Source organism: Clostridium perfringens (assembly GCF_016027375.1).
Classification (GTDB): Bacteria; Bacillota; Clostridia; order Clostridiales; family Clostridiaceae; genus Sarcina; species Sarcina perfringens.
The window spans coordinates 2061992-2079813 of the sequence record NZ_CP065681.1; the positions used below are offsets into that span (position 1 = coordinate 2061992).

Genomic DNA, 17822 nt, shown 5'->3' on the forward strand with positions numbered 1-17822 from the left:
TTGCAGGATTACATTTAAAAATTATAATTCTTTAATCTTAGAAATCACTTCATTTATTATCCAATCTGGAGTTGAAGCCCCAGCAGTGATTCCTATAGTTTTAACACTTTCATCTTCTAATAGGCTTTCATCTAATTCTTTAACATTTTCTATATGATAGCTCTTAGGACATTCCTTTTTGCATATTTCATATAGTTTTGTTGTATTAGAACTATTCTTTCCACCTATAACAAAAACTAAATCAGCCTCTTTTGAAAGCTCTTGTACACTTTTTTGTCTAACATCAGTAGCTGAACAAATAGTATTAAAAGCAACTATTTCTTTACTTGCTCTTACTATTTCATTTAAAACCTTGTTCCAAGTTTCTTTTTTCTCAGTAGTTTGTGAAACTACACAAACCTTTGCTGGAATATTTTCAAGTTCTGTTTTCCCATTTGTTATTATGGCAGAATCATTACACCAGCCATTAATTCCAATAACTTCTGGGTGATTTTCATCCCCAACAATTATTATCTTATATCCTTGTTCATAACATTTTTTAACTTTTAGTTGAATATTAGTTACATATGGACAAGTTGCATTTTTAACAATTAAACCCTTGTCTGTTAAATCTTTTATTACACTTTCTTTAACCCCGTGGGATCTTATAAGTACAACATCCCCCTTCTTTAAAGAATCAGCATCTGAAAGTTCAATTGCAAATATATCATTATCCTCTAAATAATTAACAACATCATTGTTATGAATAAGTGGTCCTAAAGTATATATTTTCTTTCCAAATTCTTTTTGATATTTTATAGCTTCATCAACTGCTCTTTTTACTCCAAAGCAAAAGCCAGCATTCTTAGCTAAAATTACGTTTCTTTCCATATTATTTCTCCATGTAGCTAGATATTTTTTCAACTACTCCCATTATACCTATGCCAGTAGTATCAATTTCAATAGCATCCTCAGCTTTTCTTAGAGGATCTACTTCTCTATTAGAATCTAGGTAATCTCTTTTTATTATATCTTGTAATATTTCATCATAATTAACTTCTACACCTTTTCCCATAAGCTCTTTGTATCTTCTATCAGCTCTTTCTTCTGGGCTAGCAGTTAAGAAAAATTTGAAATTAGCATCTTTTAATACAACTGTTCCAATGTCTCTACCATCCATTATTACGCTATATTTTAAGGCCATTTTTCTCATAAGATTAACTAATCTTTCCCTTACTTCTCTTATTGAAGCATAAGCTGAAACATTTTTACTTATGTTAGGCATAGTTATTAATGAGTTTATATTTTCTCCATTTAATATAAGCTCATCATTTTCAAAATGCATATCCATTCCATCTATCATAACTAATAATTTATCAACTTCTTCAGCTGAAATATTATTTTCTAAGGCTTTTAAAGTAACAGCTCTATACATAGATCCTGTGTTTATATACATTAAATTAAATTTTTCTCCTATTATTTTAGCAATAGTACTTTTTCCAGCTCCTGCTGGTCCATCAATAGCAACTGTAATTAGTTTATTCATAATTCTTAAGTCCTTTCTCATAAAAACATTGTAAAATTTATACTCTCTTTAAGTTTACTATAAAGTTTCTACTAAACTAACTAAAATTTTTATTAACTTTATAGCAACTATAATTTTAAAATTAAATTGATTTTCCTGCTAAATATCCTGTTGATAAGGCTATTTGAACATTATATCCCCCTGTAAAGGCATCTACATCTATAACTTCCCCTGCAAAGTAAAGATTATCTACAATCTTTGATTGCATTGTTGAAGGGTCTATTTCTTTAGTTGAAACCCCTCCAGCAGTAACAATAGCTTCTGCTATATCTCTTAAGCCTTTTACTGTAAAAGTTAAATTCTTTAATAGATTTAATAATGTTCTTCTCTCTTCCTTTGTTATAGAGTTAACCTTTTTATTTTCATCTATTTTAGATAACTCTATGATAACAGGTATAAGTTTCTTTGGAAGAAGTTCATCTAAAGAATTTTTAAAATCCTTATTTAAATTCTTTTTAAAATCCTTTTGAATCCTTAAATCTAACTGTTTTTCCTCTAAGGCAGGCTTTAAATCTAGAGAAATTTCAAATTTCTCACCATCTTTTATGAATCTACTACCACTTAAAACAAGAGGTCCTGATATTCCAAAATGAGTAAATAGCATCTCTCCCTGCCCACTATAAACTACTTTAGAATTCTTTTTATTCTTTATTTTAAGCTCTATATTTCTAAGAGATAGGCCCTGTAATTCACGAACCCATGACTCTTCTATTTCTATAGGTACTAAGGATGGTTTTGGTTCTACTATAGTGTGACCCATCTTTTTAGCTAAATCAAATCCTATTCCAGTTGATCCAGTAAGAGGATATGACTTACCCCCAGTTGTTATTATAAAATAGTCACCTTTAACCTTTGAACCATTTTCTAAAATAACAGCTTCTATTTTATTGTTATTAAAAATAACATCTTTAACTTTACTATGTAATCTTAAGTCTACCAAAGCTTCATTTAATCCTCTTGATAATCCACTTATTATATCTGAAGATTTATCTGAATTTGGAAAAACTCTTGATCCTCTTTCTACCTTTAATTTAACTCCAGCATTTTCAAAAAAGTTCATTACATCAATATTAGTATAAGTATATAATGCACTATACAAGAAATGTGGATTCCCTGGTATAAAATCAAAAAATTCACTTATATCCTTTGCATTTGTTACATTACATCTACCTTTACCAGTAATAAATAGCTTTTTTCCTATTCTTTCATTACCTTCTAAAAGAATAACTTCATGATTTTCTGCTGCAGATATTGCTGCCATCATCCCTGCTGGACCGGCGCCTATAACTATTACTTTAGCCAATTTATCAGCTCCTTAATTTAATTGAATCAAACTAATAATAAACTTTATTAAATACATTTGTCAACAAATGCATTTCTTTAATATTCTATGTAATTTCGAAAAATGAAGCTATATAAAGATATAATTTATGAAACTTATAAATTATATAATAGAATAAAATTTATGCTCTATCTTAAAATAATTTATATGTTCTTTATACCTTTATACAGCTTTTTATTAAGGTTCTATATTATTTTTATTATATGAATAAACATTATAGTCTTTCCATATCTTTTCTAACTCACTAAATGTTGATGTTATCTTCTCTTTTTCTCTTATACCAACAGCTATGATTAATGCATTTATTACACTTAAAGGTGCAACTAATGAATCTACAAATGAAGCCATATTACTTTGAGCTATAAGTGTATGATCAGATTGAGATGCTAAAGGAGAAATTAAGCTATCTGTAATAGAAACTATTTTAGCATTTCTAGTTTTAGCAAATTCTAAAGCATCTATTGTTTTTAATGCATATCTTGGGAAACCTATACCTATAACTAAGTCACCTTCCCCTAAGTTAAGCATTTGTTCAAAAGTATCGCTTATTCCATTTGAAATTACTCTTACATTATCTAATATTAAATTTAAGTAAAATCCTAAAAATTCTGCAAGAGCAGTAGAACTTCTAAGTCCTATTATATATATTCTTTTAGCTTTGAATATTTCATTTACCACTTCATCAAAAGTTTTATGATTTATCTTTTCTAATGTTGCTCTTATATTTTCTATATCCGCTTTTAAAACACCCTTTAAAGCATTTTCTTCACTTATAAAGTCATTAGATAACTCTAATCTTTGAACAGATGTTAACTTATTCTTTATTAATTCTTGAAGTGCTTTCTGTAACTTTGGATATCCTGAGAAACCAAGTTCTGTAGCAAATCTAACCACTGTAGATTCACTTACTCCAACATTATTTCCTAATTTAGCAGCAGTCATAAATGCAGCCTTATCATAATTCTTTAATATATATTCAGCTATAAGCTTTTGTCCTTTACTAAGCTTTGGAAACTTAACTTGAATTAATCTCATTAAATCTTGACTTTCCATTTTAAAAATCCTCTCTATACTTACTTAAATCTTATTTAAACTTCTTTTCAATAACAACTAAAGAAGGTGCACTCTTAGCTCTGTTTGTAAATTCTGTATGTAAAACACCATATTTATTTTTAGGTAATTTACTTGTAAACTGAAGTACGGCATCTTTCTCTTTTTTACCTTCCTCATGTCCACTATAAAGGGCTATTATCATTAACCCATTATCACCTAATAAATCTAATCCTATTTCTATACTTTTTAAAGTACTATGTGCAACCGTAGTTACTTCTTTATTATTACCTGGAAGATATCCTAAGTTATAAACTATACAATCAACATTTTCTTCTTTTATATAAGTTTCAAAGTTTTCATGCGAATCTAAAATAACTTCAATATTTTCTTTATTCTTTGATTTATATGAATTTACTGCCTCTTCTTGTATATCAAAGGCATATACCTTTTTAAATAGTTCACTTAAAAAATCGCAATCATGACCATTTCCTAAGGTAGCATCTATTGCTATATTTTTATTTTCTATGAAAGAAGTTATTATATTATGATATATATTACTTACATCAGATACATATTTAAACATAATTACTATAGAGATTTTATATAATTCTCTTCTGAACTACTTAAATATCTCCATTCTCCTTTCTTTAAATTCTTTAAATTTAAGCTTCCAATAGCTTCTCTCTTTAAAGAAACAACTTCATGATTAAAGGCAGCACACATTCTTCTTATCTGTCTATTTTTGCCTTCATGAATGATTATTTTAACTTTACAGCTATTTGTGTATTTTTCTAGTAATTCTATTTCACATTCTGCTGTTTTATAGTCTCCTATATCTACGCCTTTTCTAAATTTATTCATTTCTTCCTCTGTAAAAATTCCTTTTACTAAGGCAATATATTCTTTATTTAAATTAACTCTTGGATGTATTATCTTATTGTATACATCTCCATCATTAGTTAATAAAAGTAAACCTGAACTGTCATAGTCAAGACGTCCTATAGGATATATTCTCTCATTCACCTTTACTATATCTAATATGGTCTTTCTATTTTTTTCATCTTTATTTGTTGTAACATATCCTTCAGGCTTATTTAACATTATATATACTTTATTTTCCTCAGGACGTATTACTTTATTATTAACGCTAACAACATCTACTGATGGATCAACCTTAGTCCCAAGGGAGTCAACAACAATGTCATTAACCTTTACTTTTCCACTGCAAATTATTTCTTCACATTTTCTTCTTGATGCTACTCCACACCTTGCCATGTATTTTTGCAATCTTTCTTCCATTTTTCACACTCCATATGATAGTTTCTATTAATAATTTTAAATAACTATAGTGTAAAATGCAATATTTATTTCGAATAATTGCATTTTTTCTGAAAAAAACTTAAAAATTTATGTATAAATTAATAAATTTGATAGATTATAATTCATATTAAATAATAATTCCTTTCTATTGAAGAATTCCTAGTGTTTTGCTATACTTTAGTAAGAGGTGATAACATGGAAAAACTTTTATTTGGAATTTCAGGTTTACCAATAGGAGAAGAGGGCCAGAAATTCAATTATGCAACAGGAATTGAATACTTAAAAAAAATAGGACTAGAAGCTATGGAGCTTCCTTTTGTTAGATCCGTTAATGTTACAGCTAAAAACAGAGATAAAATAATAGAAGCTAAAGAAAAAAATGATTTTTATCTTTCAGCTCATGGTTCTTATTTTATAAATTTAAATGCTGAAGAAGAGGAAAAGAAAGAAAAATCTATTGAAAGAATACTTAAAGGTGCTGAAGCATTAAAAAGTGTTGGAGGTAGAAGCTTAGTATTCCATCCAGGATTTTATTTAAAAGCCTCAAAAGAAGAAGCTTTAGAGGAAATAAAGAAAAACTTAAAGAAACTACCTTATGAAGGTGTAGATTATAGATTAGAAACTACAGGTAAGGGAACTCAATTCGGAAACCTACAAGAATTAGTTGATATATGTAAAGAAGTGCCATCTTGCAAATTATGTATTGATTTTTCTCATATACATGCTAGAGGAATTGGTGCTTTAAAAGAATATAAAGATTTTGCAGAAATTTTAGAATATATAAAAGATAATTTAGGAAATGAAGCCCTAGAAGATTTACATATTCATATGTCTGGAATTCACTACACAGATAAAGGTGAGAGAAACCACTTACCTTTTTTAGAAAGTGATTTTAACTTTATTGAATGCTTAAGGGCACTTAAGGATTATAAAGTAAAGGGATGTATAATATGTGAAAGTCCTCTTTTAGAAAAAGATGCCTTATTACTAAAAGAAACTTATGAAAAATTATAAGATAGGAGAAAACCTCCTATCTTATACAACTAATCTATATTTAAAATTAGATATTAATTAAAACCAGTTTCCGCCACAGTTTCCAAAACCGCCACAGCCTAATAGAAGAAGCCAAAGTAAAGGAAATCCTCCACAAGCTCCAAATCCACAATTACCAAATCCTCCGCAATTGTTGAATCCACCACAATTTCCAAAACCGCCGCAATTATTGAATCCACAGCAATTATTTCCACATCTGCATCCACAGGAATTTCTTCTACAAGAATTGCATGAGCAACAACATTTTCTTGACATAATATTCCACCTCACTTCTTTTGTATAGTACAGTATATTCAAGAAATCACAAATTGTTAATTACTTTTTGGAATAAATTGAGTTATACTTATAATATAAAATGTAAAATTGGAGGTGAAGTTTTTTTGGATAGAAGAACTCGTATGGTCGCACCAAGAAATATTATAAACGCAAAACAATTATATTCTTTTTATGTACTAAAAGAACTTTCAAAGGGACATGAGGTTTTTGGTAATAAAGTTTTAGAAGCTTTTAGAGATGAATTTTCTAGTGCTCCTCTTCCATTCCCAGTATCATCTAGCACAATTTATGATACACTTTATGACTTAGAGCAAAAAGGCTTAGTTACAAGTTATTGGATAGGGGATGACTTTATAAATAAAAGAACAAAAAAGATGTATAGAATAACAGATGAAGGTAAAGAGTATTATAAACTTCACGTAGCTGATTATGTAGATGCTTTAAGGAAAAACAAGTCAATAATAGATATACTAATAAAAATGCTTACAAACTAAATTTTAATTCTCTCTTTAAGTAAATATTAATTTAAAGATGAATTAATTTTAATAAAAAACACATGAGTTTTTTAGCTCATGTGTTTTATTTTATATGATTATAGATTATTTTCTATATTTCTATATTTATTGTATCTTTCATTTAATAAGGTATCTAAATCAGTACCCTTCATTTCACCTAAGGCTTCTAAAATTGTCTTTTTAATGTTTTGAGCCATTTTAATTGGATTTTTATGTGCTCCTCCCCTAGGTTCTTTTATTATTTTATCTATTATATTAAAGCTTTTTAAATCCTGAGCAGTTATTTTCATTACACTAGCAGCTTCCTCAGCTCTAGAAGAATCTTTCCACAATATAGATGCAAAGCCCTCTGGAGATAATACAGAATAAATAGAGTGTTCTAGCATAAATACTTTATCTGCAACAGCTAAGGCTAAAGCACCTCCACTTCCACCTTCTCCAATAACTATTGATATTACAGGAACCTTTAATCCCATAAGTTCAACTAAGTTTTGAGCTATAGCTTGCCCTTGTCCTCTCTCTTCTGCACCTATGCCACAAAAAGCTCCTGGAGTATCTACAAAGCAAATAACAGGCCTTTTAAATTTTTCTGCTTGTTTCATAAGTCTTAATGCTTTTCTATATCCTTCTGGGTGAGGCATACCAAAGTTTCTTTTTATATTTTCCTTTGTATTTTCACCCTTGCATATGCCTATAACAGTAAAACTTAGATTATTTAAAAGAGCTATTCCTCCAATTATTGCTTTATCATCTCCAAAGTTTCTATCCCCATGTAATTCTATAAATTCATCAAATATTTCATTTATATAAAATTTTGCATTAGGACGATTAGGATCTCTAGCTATTTTTACTTTATTCCATGCATCTGCTGTTCTTATTAGTTCTCTACTCATAATCCACCTCATGCATTCTTAAAAGAGAAGTTATTACTTGTTTTAAATCTTTTCTTTGTACTATCTTATCTATAAATCCTTTTTCCAATAAAAATTCTGCAGTTTGGAAATCATCAGGTAACTTTTCATTAATAGTTCCTTCTATTACTCTTCTACCTGCAAAACCAACTAAACATCCTGGCTCGCTTAATATGATATCGCCTTCCATGGCAAAGCTAGCAGTTACCCCACCAGTAGTAGGATTTGTTAATACTGTAATATATAATAAGTTCTCTCTACCATGTCTATAAATTGCCCCACTAACCTTTGCCATTTGCATAAGAGAATATATTCCCTCTTGCATTCTTGCTCCACCAGAGCAAGTAAATATTATTAAAGGAAGTCTATTTTTAGTTGCATATTCAATGGCTCTAGTAATCTTTTCACCAACAGCCGTTCCCATACTTCCCATCATAAAATTAGAATCCATTACACAAAGAACTACTTTTCTCTGAGCAATATAAGCTTCTCCTGTTACAACCCCTTCAATAACATGACTTTTCTTTTGATATCCTTTAATCTTCTCTTCATATCCATTAAAATCTAAGGGATTTCTTCCAACCATTTTTTTGTCAAACTCAACAAAAGTATTTTCATCTGTTAAATATTTAATTCTTTCATATGCTCCTAATTTAAAATGATGACCACAATTAGGACACACATTAAAATTTTCTCTTAAATCTTCAGTATATAAGATTTTTGCACACTTTTCACACTTGCTCCACATACCAGAGGGTATATTTGGTTTTTCATCTTCATTTAATTCAGTATCATTTAATTCAACTGAACTAACAGTTATATACTTTCTTTTATTTAATAAATTCTTAATCATACTTATTCACCAACTTTTCAGATAAAAATGAAGTATTATAAGTACCATTTTTAAAATCTTCATGATCCAATATTAAAAAGTGATAGTCTATGTTAGTTGTTATACCATCAATAGCAAATTCATCTAAAGCCCTTTTCATTTTAGAAATTGCCTCTTCTCTATCTTTACCATGAACTATTAGCTTACCAATCATTGAATCATAACAATGGGGTATCTTATATCCAGAATAAATTGCTGTATCTAAACGAACTCCAAATCCTCCTGGGAAATTAATTTCCTTTATTAAACCAGGGCATGGCATAAAGTTTTTGCTTGGATCTTCAGCATTTATTCTGCATTCTATGGAATGACCATTTATCTTTAAATCATCTTGAGTTATTTCTAACTCCTTACCAAATGCAACTTTTATTTGTTCCTTAACAAGATCAACACCTATTATCATTTCAGTTATAGGATGTTCAACTTGTATTCTTGTGTTCATTTCCATAAAATAAAATTCACCATTTTTATCTAATAAAAATTCAATTGTTCCAACATTGCTATAGTTTACAGCTTTAGCTGCTTTAACTGCAATCTTACCAAGTTTATCCCTTTGTTCATCACTTAAAATTGATGAAGGAGCTTCTTCTAAAACTTTTTGATTTTTTCTTTGAGCTGAACAATCTCGCTCAAAAAGGTGAAGGGCATTTCCATGCTTATCGCATAATAATTGTACTTCTATATGTTTAGGATTTTCAACAAATCTCTCAATGTAAATTTTATCATCACCAAAATTTGCTTGAGCCTCTGATTTAGCTGTGTTGTAATTTGAAATAAAATCTTCTTCTTTATAAACTATTCTTATTCCTTTTCCACCGCCACCTGAGGATGCCTTTACTATTACAGGGAATCCTATTTTTTTAGCTATCTTTAAAGCAAACTCTGGACTTTCAATTTCACCTTCATATCCAGGTACAACAGGAACATCAGCCTTTTTCATTATTTCTCTTGCCATAGCTTTGTTTCCCATAAGTTCTATAGCTCTCCAATTAGGGCCAATAAACTCAATATTACACTCTTCACACATCTTAGCAAATCTTGGATTCTCAGATAAAAAACCAAATCCAGGATGAATAGCTTCAGCCCCAGTTAGAACACAAGCACTTAATATATTTTGAATATTTAAGTAACTTTCTTTAGAATTCCATGGACCTATACAAACTGCTTCATCAGCTAACTGCACATGTAATGCATCTTTGTCTATTTCAGAATAAACAGCTACAGTAAGAATTCCTAATTCTCTACAAGCACGTATTATTCTAACAGCTATTTCACCTCTATTTGCTATTAATATCTTTTTAAACATAATTAAATCACCTAACCTATTGCAAACATAATTTCTCCAGAACAAGCGATTTTTCCATCTACAGTAGCCGTAGCTTTACCAAATCCAATGCTTCCTCTAAGTTTTATTATTTCAACTTCAAGTCTTAGAGTATCACCTGGTAAAACTTGTTTTTTAAATCTGACTTTATCTATTCCTGCAAAGAAAGGAGTTTTTCCTTTAAACTCTTCTTTATTTAATAGTGCTATAGCACCTGCCTGAGCTAAGGCCTCTACTATTAAAACCCCTGGCATTACTGGATAATCAGGAAAATGTCCTTGAAAAAAAGGTTCGTTTATTGTTACATTCTTATATGCTACAACTTTACTTTCAGTTATCTCTTCTACTTTATCAACAAGTAAAAAAGGATATCTATGAGGAAGTATTTCTTTAATCTCATTTATATTCATCATAATTATGCTCTCCTAACTTTAAATAAGGGTTGACCATATTCAACCATATTTCCATTTTGAACTAATATATCAACAATTTCTCCAGATACTTCACTTTCAATTTCATTCATAAGTTTCATTGCTTCAACTATACATAAAACATCTCCTGAAGAAATTTTGCTTCCTATAGAAACATAACTCTTTTCTCCAACTCCAGGTGATTCATAGAATGTACCTACCATAGGTGAAGTAACTAAGTATAAGTCTTCATCTTGAATTATCTCTTCTTTAGGCTGTGATTTGACTTCCTCAACCTTTGAAATTGATTCATTTTTTTCTTCTGATATATCAGTTTTTTCTGTTTCTTCTAGATTTGAAGCTTTCTTTTCTTCTAATAAATTTCTAGTTAGAGATTTATCCATCTTTATATATGAATTATCTACTTTAACCTCAAAATAAGCAATATTAGAAGAATCGATTTTATCTATAAGCTCTTTAATCTCATTAAGATTCATAATTTCAACTCCTAATCCCACTTTTTAAATAATAATGATGCGTTATGACCACCAAAACCTAATGCGTTATTGATTACATAATTTAATTCTAATTCTCTACCTTCATTTACAACATAATCTAAATCACAATCTTCATCAGGAACTTTATATCCTATTGTTGGTGGAATAAATCCTTCTTCTAAAGCTTTAACACATATTACTGATTCTATAGCTCCAGCTGCTCCTAATAAATGACCAGTCATTGATTTTGTTGATGAAACTGGTATATCATAAGCTTTTTCACCAAAGCATCCTTTAATAGCTAAAGTTTCGAATTTATCATTTAAAGGAGTACTTGTTCCATGTGCATTTATATATGAAATTTCATCCTTATTTATTTTTCCTTCTTCTATAGCTGCTTCTATAGCTCTCTTAGCTCCATCACCTTCTGGATCAGGTGAAGTTATATGATATGCATCACAAGTGGCACCATATCCTATAATTTCTCCATAGATTCTAGCACCTCTTTTTTGAGCACTCTCTAAACTTTCTAATATTAATATTCCAGCGCCTTCTCCCATAACGAATCCAGATCTTTCTTTATCGAAAGGTATTGAAGCTCTTTTAGGATCATTATTAGTATTTAATGCCTTAAGATTAGTAAATCCTGCAATGGCAGCTCTAGTTATAGAAGCTTCTGATCCACCTGATATAACTATATCTGAATATCCATGTTTTATACTTCTATAAGCTGCCCCTATAGAGCTTACCCCTGTAGCGCAGGCAGTAACTAGTGATTCACATACTCCTTTTGCCCCATACTTAATAGCAATATTTCCAGCAACTAAGTTTATTATTCCTGATGGAATTGCAAAAGGTGAAACTCTATTTGGTCCTTTAGTTAATAAAACATCAAATTGTGCTTCTAAGGTACCATATCCACCTATTCCTGAACCAACTATAACACCTACTCTATTTGGATCTACATTTTCATCCTTTAAGTCTAATTTAGCATCCTTCATTGCCTCTTCTGTAGCTGCAAGAGCAAAATGAGTAAATCTATCTAAACGCTTAGCTTCCTTTTTATCTATAAAATCCTCTGCTTTAAAGTTTTTAACTTCTCCTGCAATTTTAACTTTATAATCACTAGCATCAAATAAAGTTATTTCATCAATTCCACAAACACCTTTTTTAGCATTGGTCCAAAACTCCTTTACATTGTTTCCAATTGGTGTAATTGCTCCCAATCCCGTTATAACAACTCTGTTTTCCATAATAATTACTCCTCCTACATTACCATTCCGCCATCTACATTTATGACTTGACCTGTTATATAATTTGCTGCATCTGATGCTAAGAATCCTACTAAGTTAGCAACGTCTTCAGGGTCTCCTAATCTTTTTAAAGGAATATTTTTAGAAGCTTCCTCTTTAACTTTTTCAGATAAAGAAGCTGTCATATCAGTATTTATAAATCCAGGTGCTACAGCATTTACAGTTATTCCTCTACTTCCTAATTCTTTAGCTAAAGATTTAGTTAATCCTATAACACCAGCCTTTGATGCTGCATAATTTACTTGACCAGCATTCCCAGCTATACCTACAACAGAAGTCATGTTTATAATTTTACCAAACCTTTGTTTCAACATTATGGCAGAAGCATGCTTTGCACAATTAAATGTACCTTTTAAGTTTACATCTATTACATTATCAAAGTCTTCTTCCTTCATTCTCATAATTAAAGTATCCTTTGTTATGCCTGCATTATTTACAAGTATATCTATTTTCCCAAATACTTCCTTACATTTATCCATAAGATTTTTAGAATCTTCAAAATTACTTATATCACATTTTACAGTAAGAACTTTTACCCCTTTTCCTTCTAAAATGGCTTTTAATTCTTCTGCCTCTTTATCAGAATTTCTATAATTTATAACAATATTAGCTCCATGATCTGCTAATTTTAAAGCGATTGCTCTTCCAATTCCTCTTGTTCCACCAGTTACTATTGCTACTTTATCTTTTAACATAGGTTAAAGTACCTCCATCTCTCTTAATTTTGATAATGTTTTTTCTAAAGATTTTAAATCCTCTACATTAAGCACTGTAACATTTTTATTTATTTTTTTAACAAATCCACTTAAAGCTTTACCAGGACCTATTTCAATAAAAGTATCTACACCACTTTCAATCATTTTTTCTATATCATTTATAAATAAAACAGGCTTTTTAACTTGAGAAGTTAAAAGGTCTATTATATTATCATCTTCTAAATAGGCTTCTCCCTTAACATTAGACATAACAATTCCATTTAATTTATTTATTGAAATTTTATTTAACTCATCCTCTAATTTCTCAGCTGCTGGCTGTAACATTGAACAGTGAAATGGAGCTGATACAGGTAATTTTATAGCTCTTCCACCAACTTCTTTTATAAATTCCATAGCTTTTTCTAAAGCTACTAATTCTCCAGAAATAACAATTTGGCCAGGTGAATTATAATTTGCACCCTCAACTATTCCATATGGAGAACTTTTTTCTATTATTTCATCAACTTGTTCTGGAGTCATTCTTAAAACTGCAACCATTCCACCAATACCTTCTGCCACAGCTTCTTGCATGAATTTACCTCTTTTTTTAACTAGTTTAACTCCATCTTCAAAATTAATGGCACCACTATGAATAAGTGCAGAATATTCTCCTAAGCTTAATCCACAACTTATATGAGATTTAACTCCTAATTTATCTAGTGCTGTAAGTATAGCCATGTTTGTAGTTATTATTGCAGGCTGAGTAAATTCAGTTTTATTTAATAATCCCTCAGGATCATTAAAACAAAGTTCTTCCATATCTATGCCTAAGGCTTCACTACTTCTTTTAAATACTTCTTTACTTTCTTCAAAGTTATCAAAGAATTCTTTGCCCATTCCTACATATTGGGCTCCTTGCCCTGCAAATAAAAATCCTAGTTTAGCCATTAAAATACCTCCCAAAATTTAACGGATTAAAAATAAATATATCTATAATTATATTCTCATTTAGTATTATTTTCTAGATTTTTGTTTTTTCAAGAATTATAACTTAATTAAAGCAGCTCCCCAAGTAAGGCCTCCACCAAAGCCAACCATTATTATGTTGTCTCCTTTTTTCAAATTTCCTTCATCAATTGATTCACAAAGGGCTATTGGAATGCTTGCCCCTGATGTATTTCCATAATTCTGTAAATTTGTTATGAACTTTTCTCTTGGTATTCCTAATCTTTTAACTACGTAATCTATAATTCTTAAATTTGCTTGATGAGGAATTATAGCATCTATATCTTCTATTTTTATGTTTTCTTTTTCTAAAATCTCTACTATACTTTCTTCCATTACTTTTGTTGCAAACTTAAATATCTCTCTTCCATTCATGTTTATGTAATTTTCAGAAACTTCTCTTCCATCTTTAAATGGACTATTTAGAGGTAACCCCTGAATAACAAGGGAATCTCCCTTAGAACCATCAGATTTTACATTTACACATTTTATTCCACAATCTTCTTCTGTGCTTGTAAGAACAGTAGCCCCTGCCCCATCTCCAAAAAGAACACAACTTCCTCTATCTTTCCAGTTAAGTGCTTTTGATAAAGTTTCTGCACCTATTATTAAGGCATTATTAGCTTCACCTGATCTTATTAAAGATCTTCCTAATTTAAGTGCATATATAAATCCAGTACAAGCTGCATTTATATCAAAGGCCCATGCATTTTTAGCTCCTAACTTATCTTGAACAATACAAGCTGTAGATGGAGTAAAATTATCTGGAGTTACAGTAGCTACTATTATTAAATCTATTTCTTCAGCACTTAATCTTGCTTGACTTAAGGCTTTTTTACTAGCTTCTACTGCCAAATCTGAAGTATTTTCATCTAATGAAATATATCTTCTTTCTATTCCAGTTCTAGTTCTAATCCATTCATCGCTAGTCTCTAAAAATTCTTGTAATCTTTCATTTTCTACTAAATTTTTAGGTGTATATAAGCCAAAGCCTATCATTTTAGCATTTTTCATATTAATTCTCCTTTGATTTCATAAGTTCTAGTTTCTTTTGAAAGAACTTATCTAACTTATCTAAAGAACTTATTAAAACCTCCTCTTCACTAACGCCTAGTTCCTCTAAAACATGATCTATCATTTCTTCATGAAATTTTTCATGTACTTTATAAGCTAGAGTTCCTTTCTCTGTAAGTTCTATCATAACAACTCTTCTATCTTCTTCTATTCTTCTTCTATTTACATATCCTTTTTTTATTAATTTGTTTATAGCAGTTGTTAAAGTACCTACTGTTATTTTTAAATCCAATGCCACCTCTGACATTGTTCTTGCTTTCTCTATCCCTATGGCCTCTATAGTATGCATTTCTGTTATAGATAAATCATTAAAGGGTGCACTTTTTAATGCAAACTCCTCTATCCTCAAAATATTATTGAATAATTTCACTAAAATATTATTTAATACTAATTCACTTTCCTTCATCCTAAAATCGCTCCCTTACTTCAAAATCATTAGATATAAAATTCAAATATTTTGAATATCAAACCAAATATTTTGATATTCAAAATATACTATACTAAATAAAAATTGTCAACTATTATAAATTTATCTTAAAATAAACCCCATAGATAATACTATGGGGTTTATTTATTTTAAACATCCTCTGGATTAAATGATATTAATAAACTTTCTCTCTTGCTTCCTAAATATCTATATTTTACATTTGCTTTATCAAACATAAATTTAGAGGCCTTAACAATGTCAGTATCCTTATATTTATCTGAAAGGTATATTACTTCAGTTATCCCAGCTTGAATTATTGCTTTTGCACATTCATTACAAGGGAACAAAGTAGCATATACTCTACAGTTTTTAACATTCTTACCTGTACTATTTAAAATAGCATTAAGTTCAGCATGACATGCATATGGATATTTTGTTTCTAAAAAATCTCCCTTATTTCCCCAAGGCAGATCATCATCTGAACATCCTTTAGGAAAACCATTGTATCCAATACCTACTATTTTATTATCATTATCAACTATACAAGCTCCAACTTGAGTGTTTGGATCTTTACTTCTTTTAGCACTAATTAATGCAACTCCCATAAAATATTCATCCCATGAAATATAATCTTCTCTTTTGCTAATCATATTAACCTCCTAAATAGAAACTTAACACTTATTTTAAAGTTTTTTTATTTTTTTTCAAGGGTTTTAAAAAATTTCATTGTTATTTTCTCTTAAATTTATTGCTTTTTTAGGACATTTAGATACACATATCCCACAAGATGTACATTTTTCATAATCAATTATTGCAAGGTTATTTTCAACCCTTATGGCTTCGCTTGGACAATTCTTTTCACATAGCTTACATCCTATGCAACCTACGGAGCAATTTTGATTTACAATTTTTCCACTATCATTAGAATTGCAACTAACAATTACCTTTTGATTTTCCTTTATTATATCTATAAGATTTTGTGGACATGCACTTACACAAGCTTTACATGCTACGCATTTTGAAGAATCAACTTTTGCTATACCATCTATAATACTTATTGCTCCAAATTTACATGCTTCTTTACAACTTCCTAATCCAAAGCATCCAAAGCTACATCCTTCACTTTTATTATTTTTTAAAAATTCTTTAGCCTCTATGCAATTTTTATTTTCTGGAATATTTAATTGAATCTTTTTATTTTTACAATCCCCCATACATTTTACAAAAGCAACTTTCTTTTCAACAGTTTTAACCTTTGCTCCTAATATTTCACCAATCTGCTTAGCTACATTTTGGCCACCTACTCCGCATAGACTCATATCAGCTCCTTCATAAACTAAAGCATTAGCATAAGCATCACACCCTGGATAGCCACATCCTCCACAGTTAGCTCCTGGCAAAATATCTCTTATTTTAGTAACTCTCCCATCTACTTTCACTTCAAACTTTTTAGATGCAAATCCTAAAAGAATCCCAAATAAAAAACCTAATACACCTAAAACTAAAATAGAATAAAATATACTTGAAAAGTCCATTTAATCGCCTCCTTATCTATATAAGTCCTTGGAATCCTAAAAAGGCAATAGACATAAGTGCTGCTGTAAAAAGAGTTATTGGTAATCCTCTAAAATATGGATGTATTTCTTCATTGTCATCTATTTTTTCTCTTAAAAATGACATTAATACTATAGCAAGCATAAATCCTCCAGCAGCCCCTAAAGCATGTACTATTGATTGAATAAGATTATATCCTTCTTCCACATTAGTAACAGCCATTCCTAAAACAGCGCAGTTTGTAGTTATTAAGGGTAAAAATATACCTAAGGCTTTATATAAACTAGGACTATATTTTTTAACAACCATCTCCACAAATTGAACTAAGGAAGCTATAGCAAGAACAAAAACTATTGTTTTTAAATAAGTTATATTAAATTTATCTAAAACAAGATTATAAACAAGCCAAGAAATTATACTAGCTAATACCATTACAAAGGTAACTGCAAGTCCCATTCCTACTGCAGCATCCTTCTTTTTTGAAACTCCTATAAATGAACATATTCCTAAAAATTGTGATAAAACAAAGTTATTAACAAGCATAGCTCCAATAAAAATCAGAAATAATTCCATAAACTTCACCTCTAATCCCTATAT

Annotated in this window: 22 protein-coding genes; 2 read left to right on the plus strand and 20 right to left on the minus strand. The window is 29.7% G+C overall.

All coding sequences use genetic code 11. The features are described from left to right. Positions 1 to 21 precede the first annotated feature (21 nt). From I6G60_RS09780 to I6G60_RS09805, 6 genes are all read right to left on the minus strand, one after another. Positions 22 to 870: a 4-hydroxy-3-methylbut-2-enyl diphosphate reductase gene (locus I6G60_RS09780; RefSeq protein ID WP_003460702.1), complete on the minus strand. Its 849-nt coding sequence runs from the start codon at positions 868 to 870 to the stop codon at positions 22 to 24. A gap of 1 nt (position 871) precedes the next feature. Then, positions 872 to 1525 (minus strand): (d)CMP kinase, encoded by a 654-nt coding sequence (gene cmk / locus I6G60_RS09785; RefSeq protein ID WP_003460731.1) that lies wholly within the window; start codon positions 1523 to 1525, stop codon positions 872 to 874. Positions 1526 to 1646: 121 nt separating this feature from the next. Further along, the gene (locus I6G60_RS09790; RefSeq protein ID WP_003460716.1) at positions 1647 to 2867 is read right to left on the minus strand and encodes a BaiN/RdsA family NAD(P)/FAD-dependent oxidoreductase; all 1221 of its coding nucleotides are present in this window, start codon (positions 2865 to 2867) and stop codon (positions 1647 to 1649) included. Positions 2868 to 3083: 216 nt separating this feature from the next. After that, entirely contained in the window at positions 3084 to 3959 is an 876-nt protein-coding gene (locus I6G60_RS09795) for a MurR/RpiR family transcriptional regulator (RefSeq protein WP_003449332.1), read from the minus strand. Positions 3960 to 3990: 31 nt separating this feature from the next. Beyond that, positions 3991 to 4542, minus strand: a complete 552-nt coding sequence (locus I6G60_RS09800) for a tRNA (mnm(5)s(2)U34)-methyltransferase (protein WP_003469954.1) — start codon at positions 4540 to 4542, stop codon at positions 3991 to 3993. Positions 4543 to 4547: 5 nt separating this feature from the next. Next, complete coding sequence (locus tag I6G60_RS09805) at positions 4548 to 5258, minus strand: pseudouridine synthase (RefSeq protein ID WP_003469949.1); 711 nt, start codon at positions 5256 to 5258, stop codon at positions 4548 to 4550. 216 nt (positions 5259 to 5474) lie between these two features. On the opposite strand from I6G60_RS09805, the gene I6G60_RS09810 reads away from it, so the two are divergent. Then, positions 5475 to 6293: a TIM barrel protein gene (locus tag I6G60_RS09810; protein ID WP_060670355.1), complete on the plus strand. Its 819-nt coding sequence runs from the start codon at positions 5475 to 5477 to the stop codon at positions 6291 to 6293. Positions 6294 to 6350: 57 nt separating this feature from the next. On the opposite strand, the gene I6G60_RS09815 is transcribed toward I6G60_RS09810, so the two are convergent. Beyond that, positions 6351 to 6587, minus strand: a complete 237-nt coding sequence (locus I6G60_RS09815) for a hypothetical protein (protein WP_003481196.1) — start codon at positions 6585 to 6587, stop codon at positions 6351 to 6353. 125 nt (positions 6588 to 6712) lie between these two features. Between I6G60_RS09815 and I6G60_RS09820 the strand changes: the two genes are divergently transcribed. Then, complete coding sequence (locus I6G60_RS09820; RefSeq protein WP_003470407.1) at positions 6713 to 7102, plus strand: PadR family transcriptional regulator; 390 nt, start codon at positions 6713 to 6715, stop codon at positions 7100 to 7102. Positions 7103 to 7200: 98 nt separating this feature from the next. On the opposite strand, the gene I6G60_RS09825 is transcribed toward I6G60_RS09820, so the two are convergent. The 13 genes from I6G60_RS09825 to I6G60_RS09885 all read right to left on the minus strand — a co-directional run bounded on the left by I6G60_RS09825 (position 7201) and on the right by I6G60_RS09885 (position 17798). After that, a complete protein-coding gene (locus I6G60_RS09825) occupies positions 7201 to 8016 on the minus strand; it encodes an acetyl-CoA carboxylase carboxyltransferase subunit alpha (RefSeq protein ID WP_003458527.1) in 816 nt (271 codons plus the stop codon). After that, on the minus strand, positions 8009 to 8887 hold the full coding sequence (accD, locus tag I6G60_RS09830) for an acetyl-CoA carboxylase, carboxyltransferase subunit beta (protein WP_003458574.1): 879 nt from the start codon (positions 8885 to 8887) through the stop codon (positions 8009 to 8011). Before accD ends, I6G60_RS09825 begins: the two co-directional genes overlap by 8 nt. Then, positions 8880 to 10232: an acetyl-CoA carboxylase biotin carboxylase subunit gene (locus tag I6G60_RS09835; RefSeq protein ID WP_197925269.1), complete on the minus strand. Its 1353-nt coding sequence runs from the start codon at positions 10230 to 10232 to the stop codon at positions 8880 to 8882. Before I6G60_RS09835 ends, accD begins: the two co-directional genes overlap by 8 nt. Before the next feature lie 11 nt (positions 10233 to 10243). Beyond that, the gene (fabZ, locus tag I6G60_RS09840) at positions 10244 to 10663 is read right to left on the minus strand and encodes a 3-hydroxyacyl-ACP dehydratase FabZ (protein WP_003448879.1); all 420 of its coding nucleotides are present in this window, start codon (positions 10661 to 10663) and stop codon (positions 10244 to 10246) included. Between the two features lie 2 nt (positions 10664 to 10665). Beyond that, the gene (accB, locus tag I6G60_RS09845) at positions 10666 to 11157 is read right to left on the minus strand and encodes an acetyl-CoA carboxylase biotin carboxyl carrier protein (protein WP_003458640.1); all 492 of its coding nucleotides are present in this window, start codon (positions 11155 to 11157) and stop codon (positions 10666 to 10668) included. Positions 11158 to 11168: 11 nt separating this feature from the next. After that, on the minus strand, positions 11169 to 12410 hold the full coding sequence (fabF, locus tag I6G60_RS09850) for a beta-ketoacyl-ACP synthase II (RefSeq protein ID WP_003470415.1): 1242 nt from the start codon (positions 12408 to 12410) through the stop codon (positions 11169 to 11171). Between the two features lie 14 nt (positions 12411 to 12424). After that, positions 12425 to 13165, minus strand: a complete 741-nt coding sequence (gene fabG / locus I6G60_RS09855; protein ID WP_003458601.1) for a 3-oxoacyl-[acyl-carrier-protein] reductase — start codon at positions 13163 to 13165, stop codon at positions 12425 to 12427. Between the two features lie 3 nt (positions 13166 to 13168). Beyond that, a complete protein-coding gene (gene fabD, locus I6G60_RS09860) occupies positions 13169 to 14113 on the minus strand; it encodes an ACP S-malonyltransferase (protein ID WP_096071569.1) in 945 nt (314 codons plus the stop codon). Between the two features lie 96 nt (positions 14114 to 14209). Continuing rightward, positions 14210 to 15184: a beta-ketoacyl-ACP synthase III gene (locus I6G60_RS09865; RefSeq protein ID WP_110034737.1), complete on the minus strand. Its 975-nt coding sequence runs from the start codon at positions 15182 to 15184 to the stop codon at positions 14210 to 14212. 1 nt (position 15185) lies between these two features. Then, the gene (locus tag I6G60_RS09870) at positions 15186 to 15650 is read right to left on the minus strand and encodes a MarR family winged helix-turn-helix transcriptional regulator (protein ID WP_003448891.1); all 465 of its coding nucleotides are present in this window, start codon (positions 15648 to 15650) and stop codon (positions 15186 to 15188) included. Between the two features lie 170 nt (positions 15651 to 15820). After that, complete coding sequence (locus tag I6G60_RS09875) at positions 15821 to 16321, minus strand: deoxycytidylate deaminase (RefSeq protein ID WP_003448844.1); 501 nt, start codon at positions 16319 to 16321, stop codon at positions 15821 to 15823. Between the two features lie 63 nt (positions 16322 to 16384). Next, positions 16385 to 17206: an RnfABCDGE type electron transport complex subunit B gene (locus I6G60_RS09880; protein WP_110077437.1), complete on the minus strand. Its 822-nt coding sequence runs from the start codon at positions 17204 to 17206 to the stop codon at positions 16385 to 16387. Positions 17207 to 17222: 16 nt separating this feature from the next. After that, entirely contained in the window at positions 17223 to 17798 is a 576-nt protein-coding gene (locus tag I6G60_RS09885) for an electron transport complex protein RnfA (protein WP_110034735.1), read from the minus strand. Positions 17799 to 17822 lie beyond the last annotated feature (24 nt).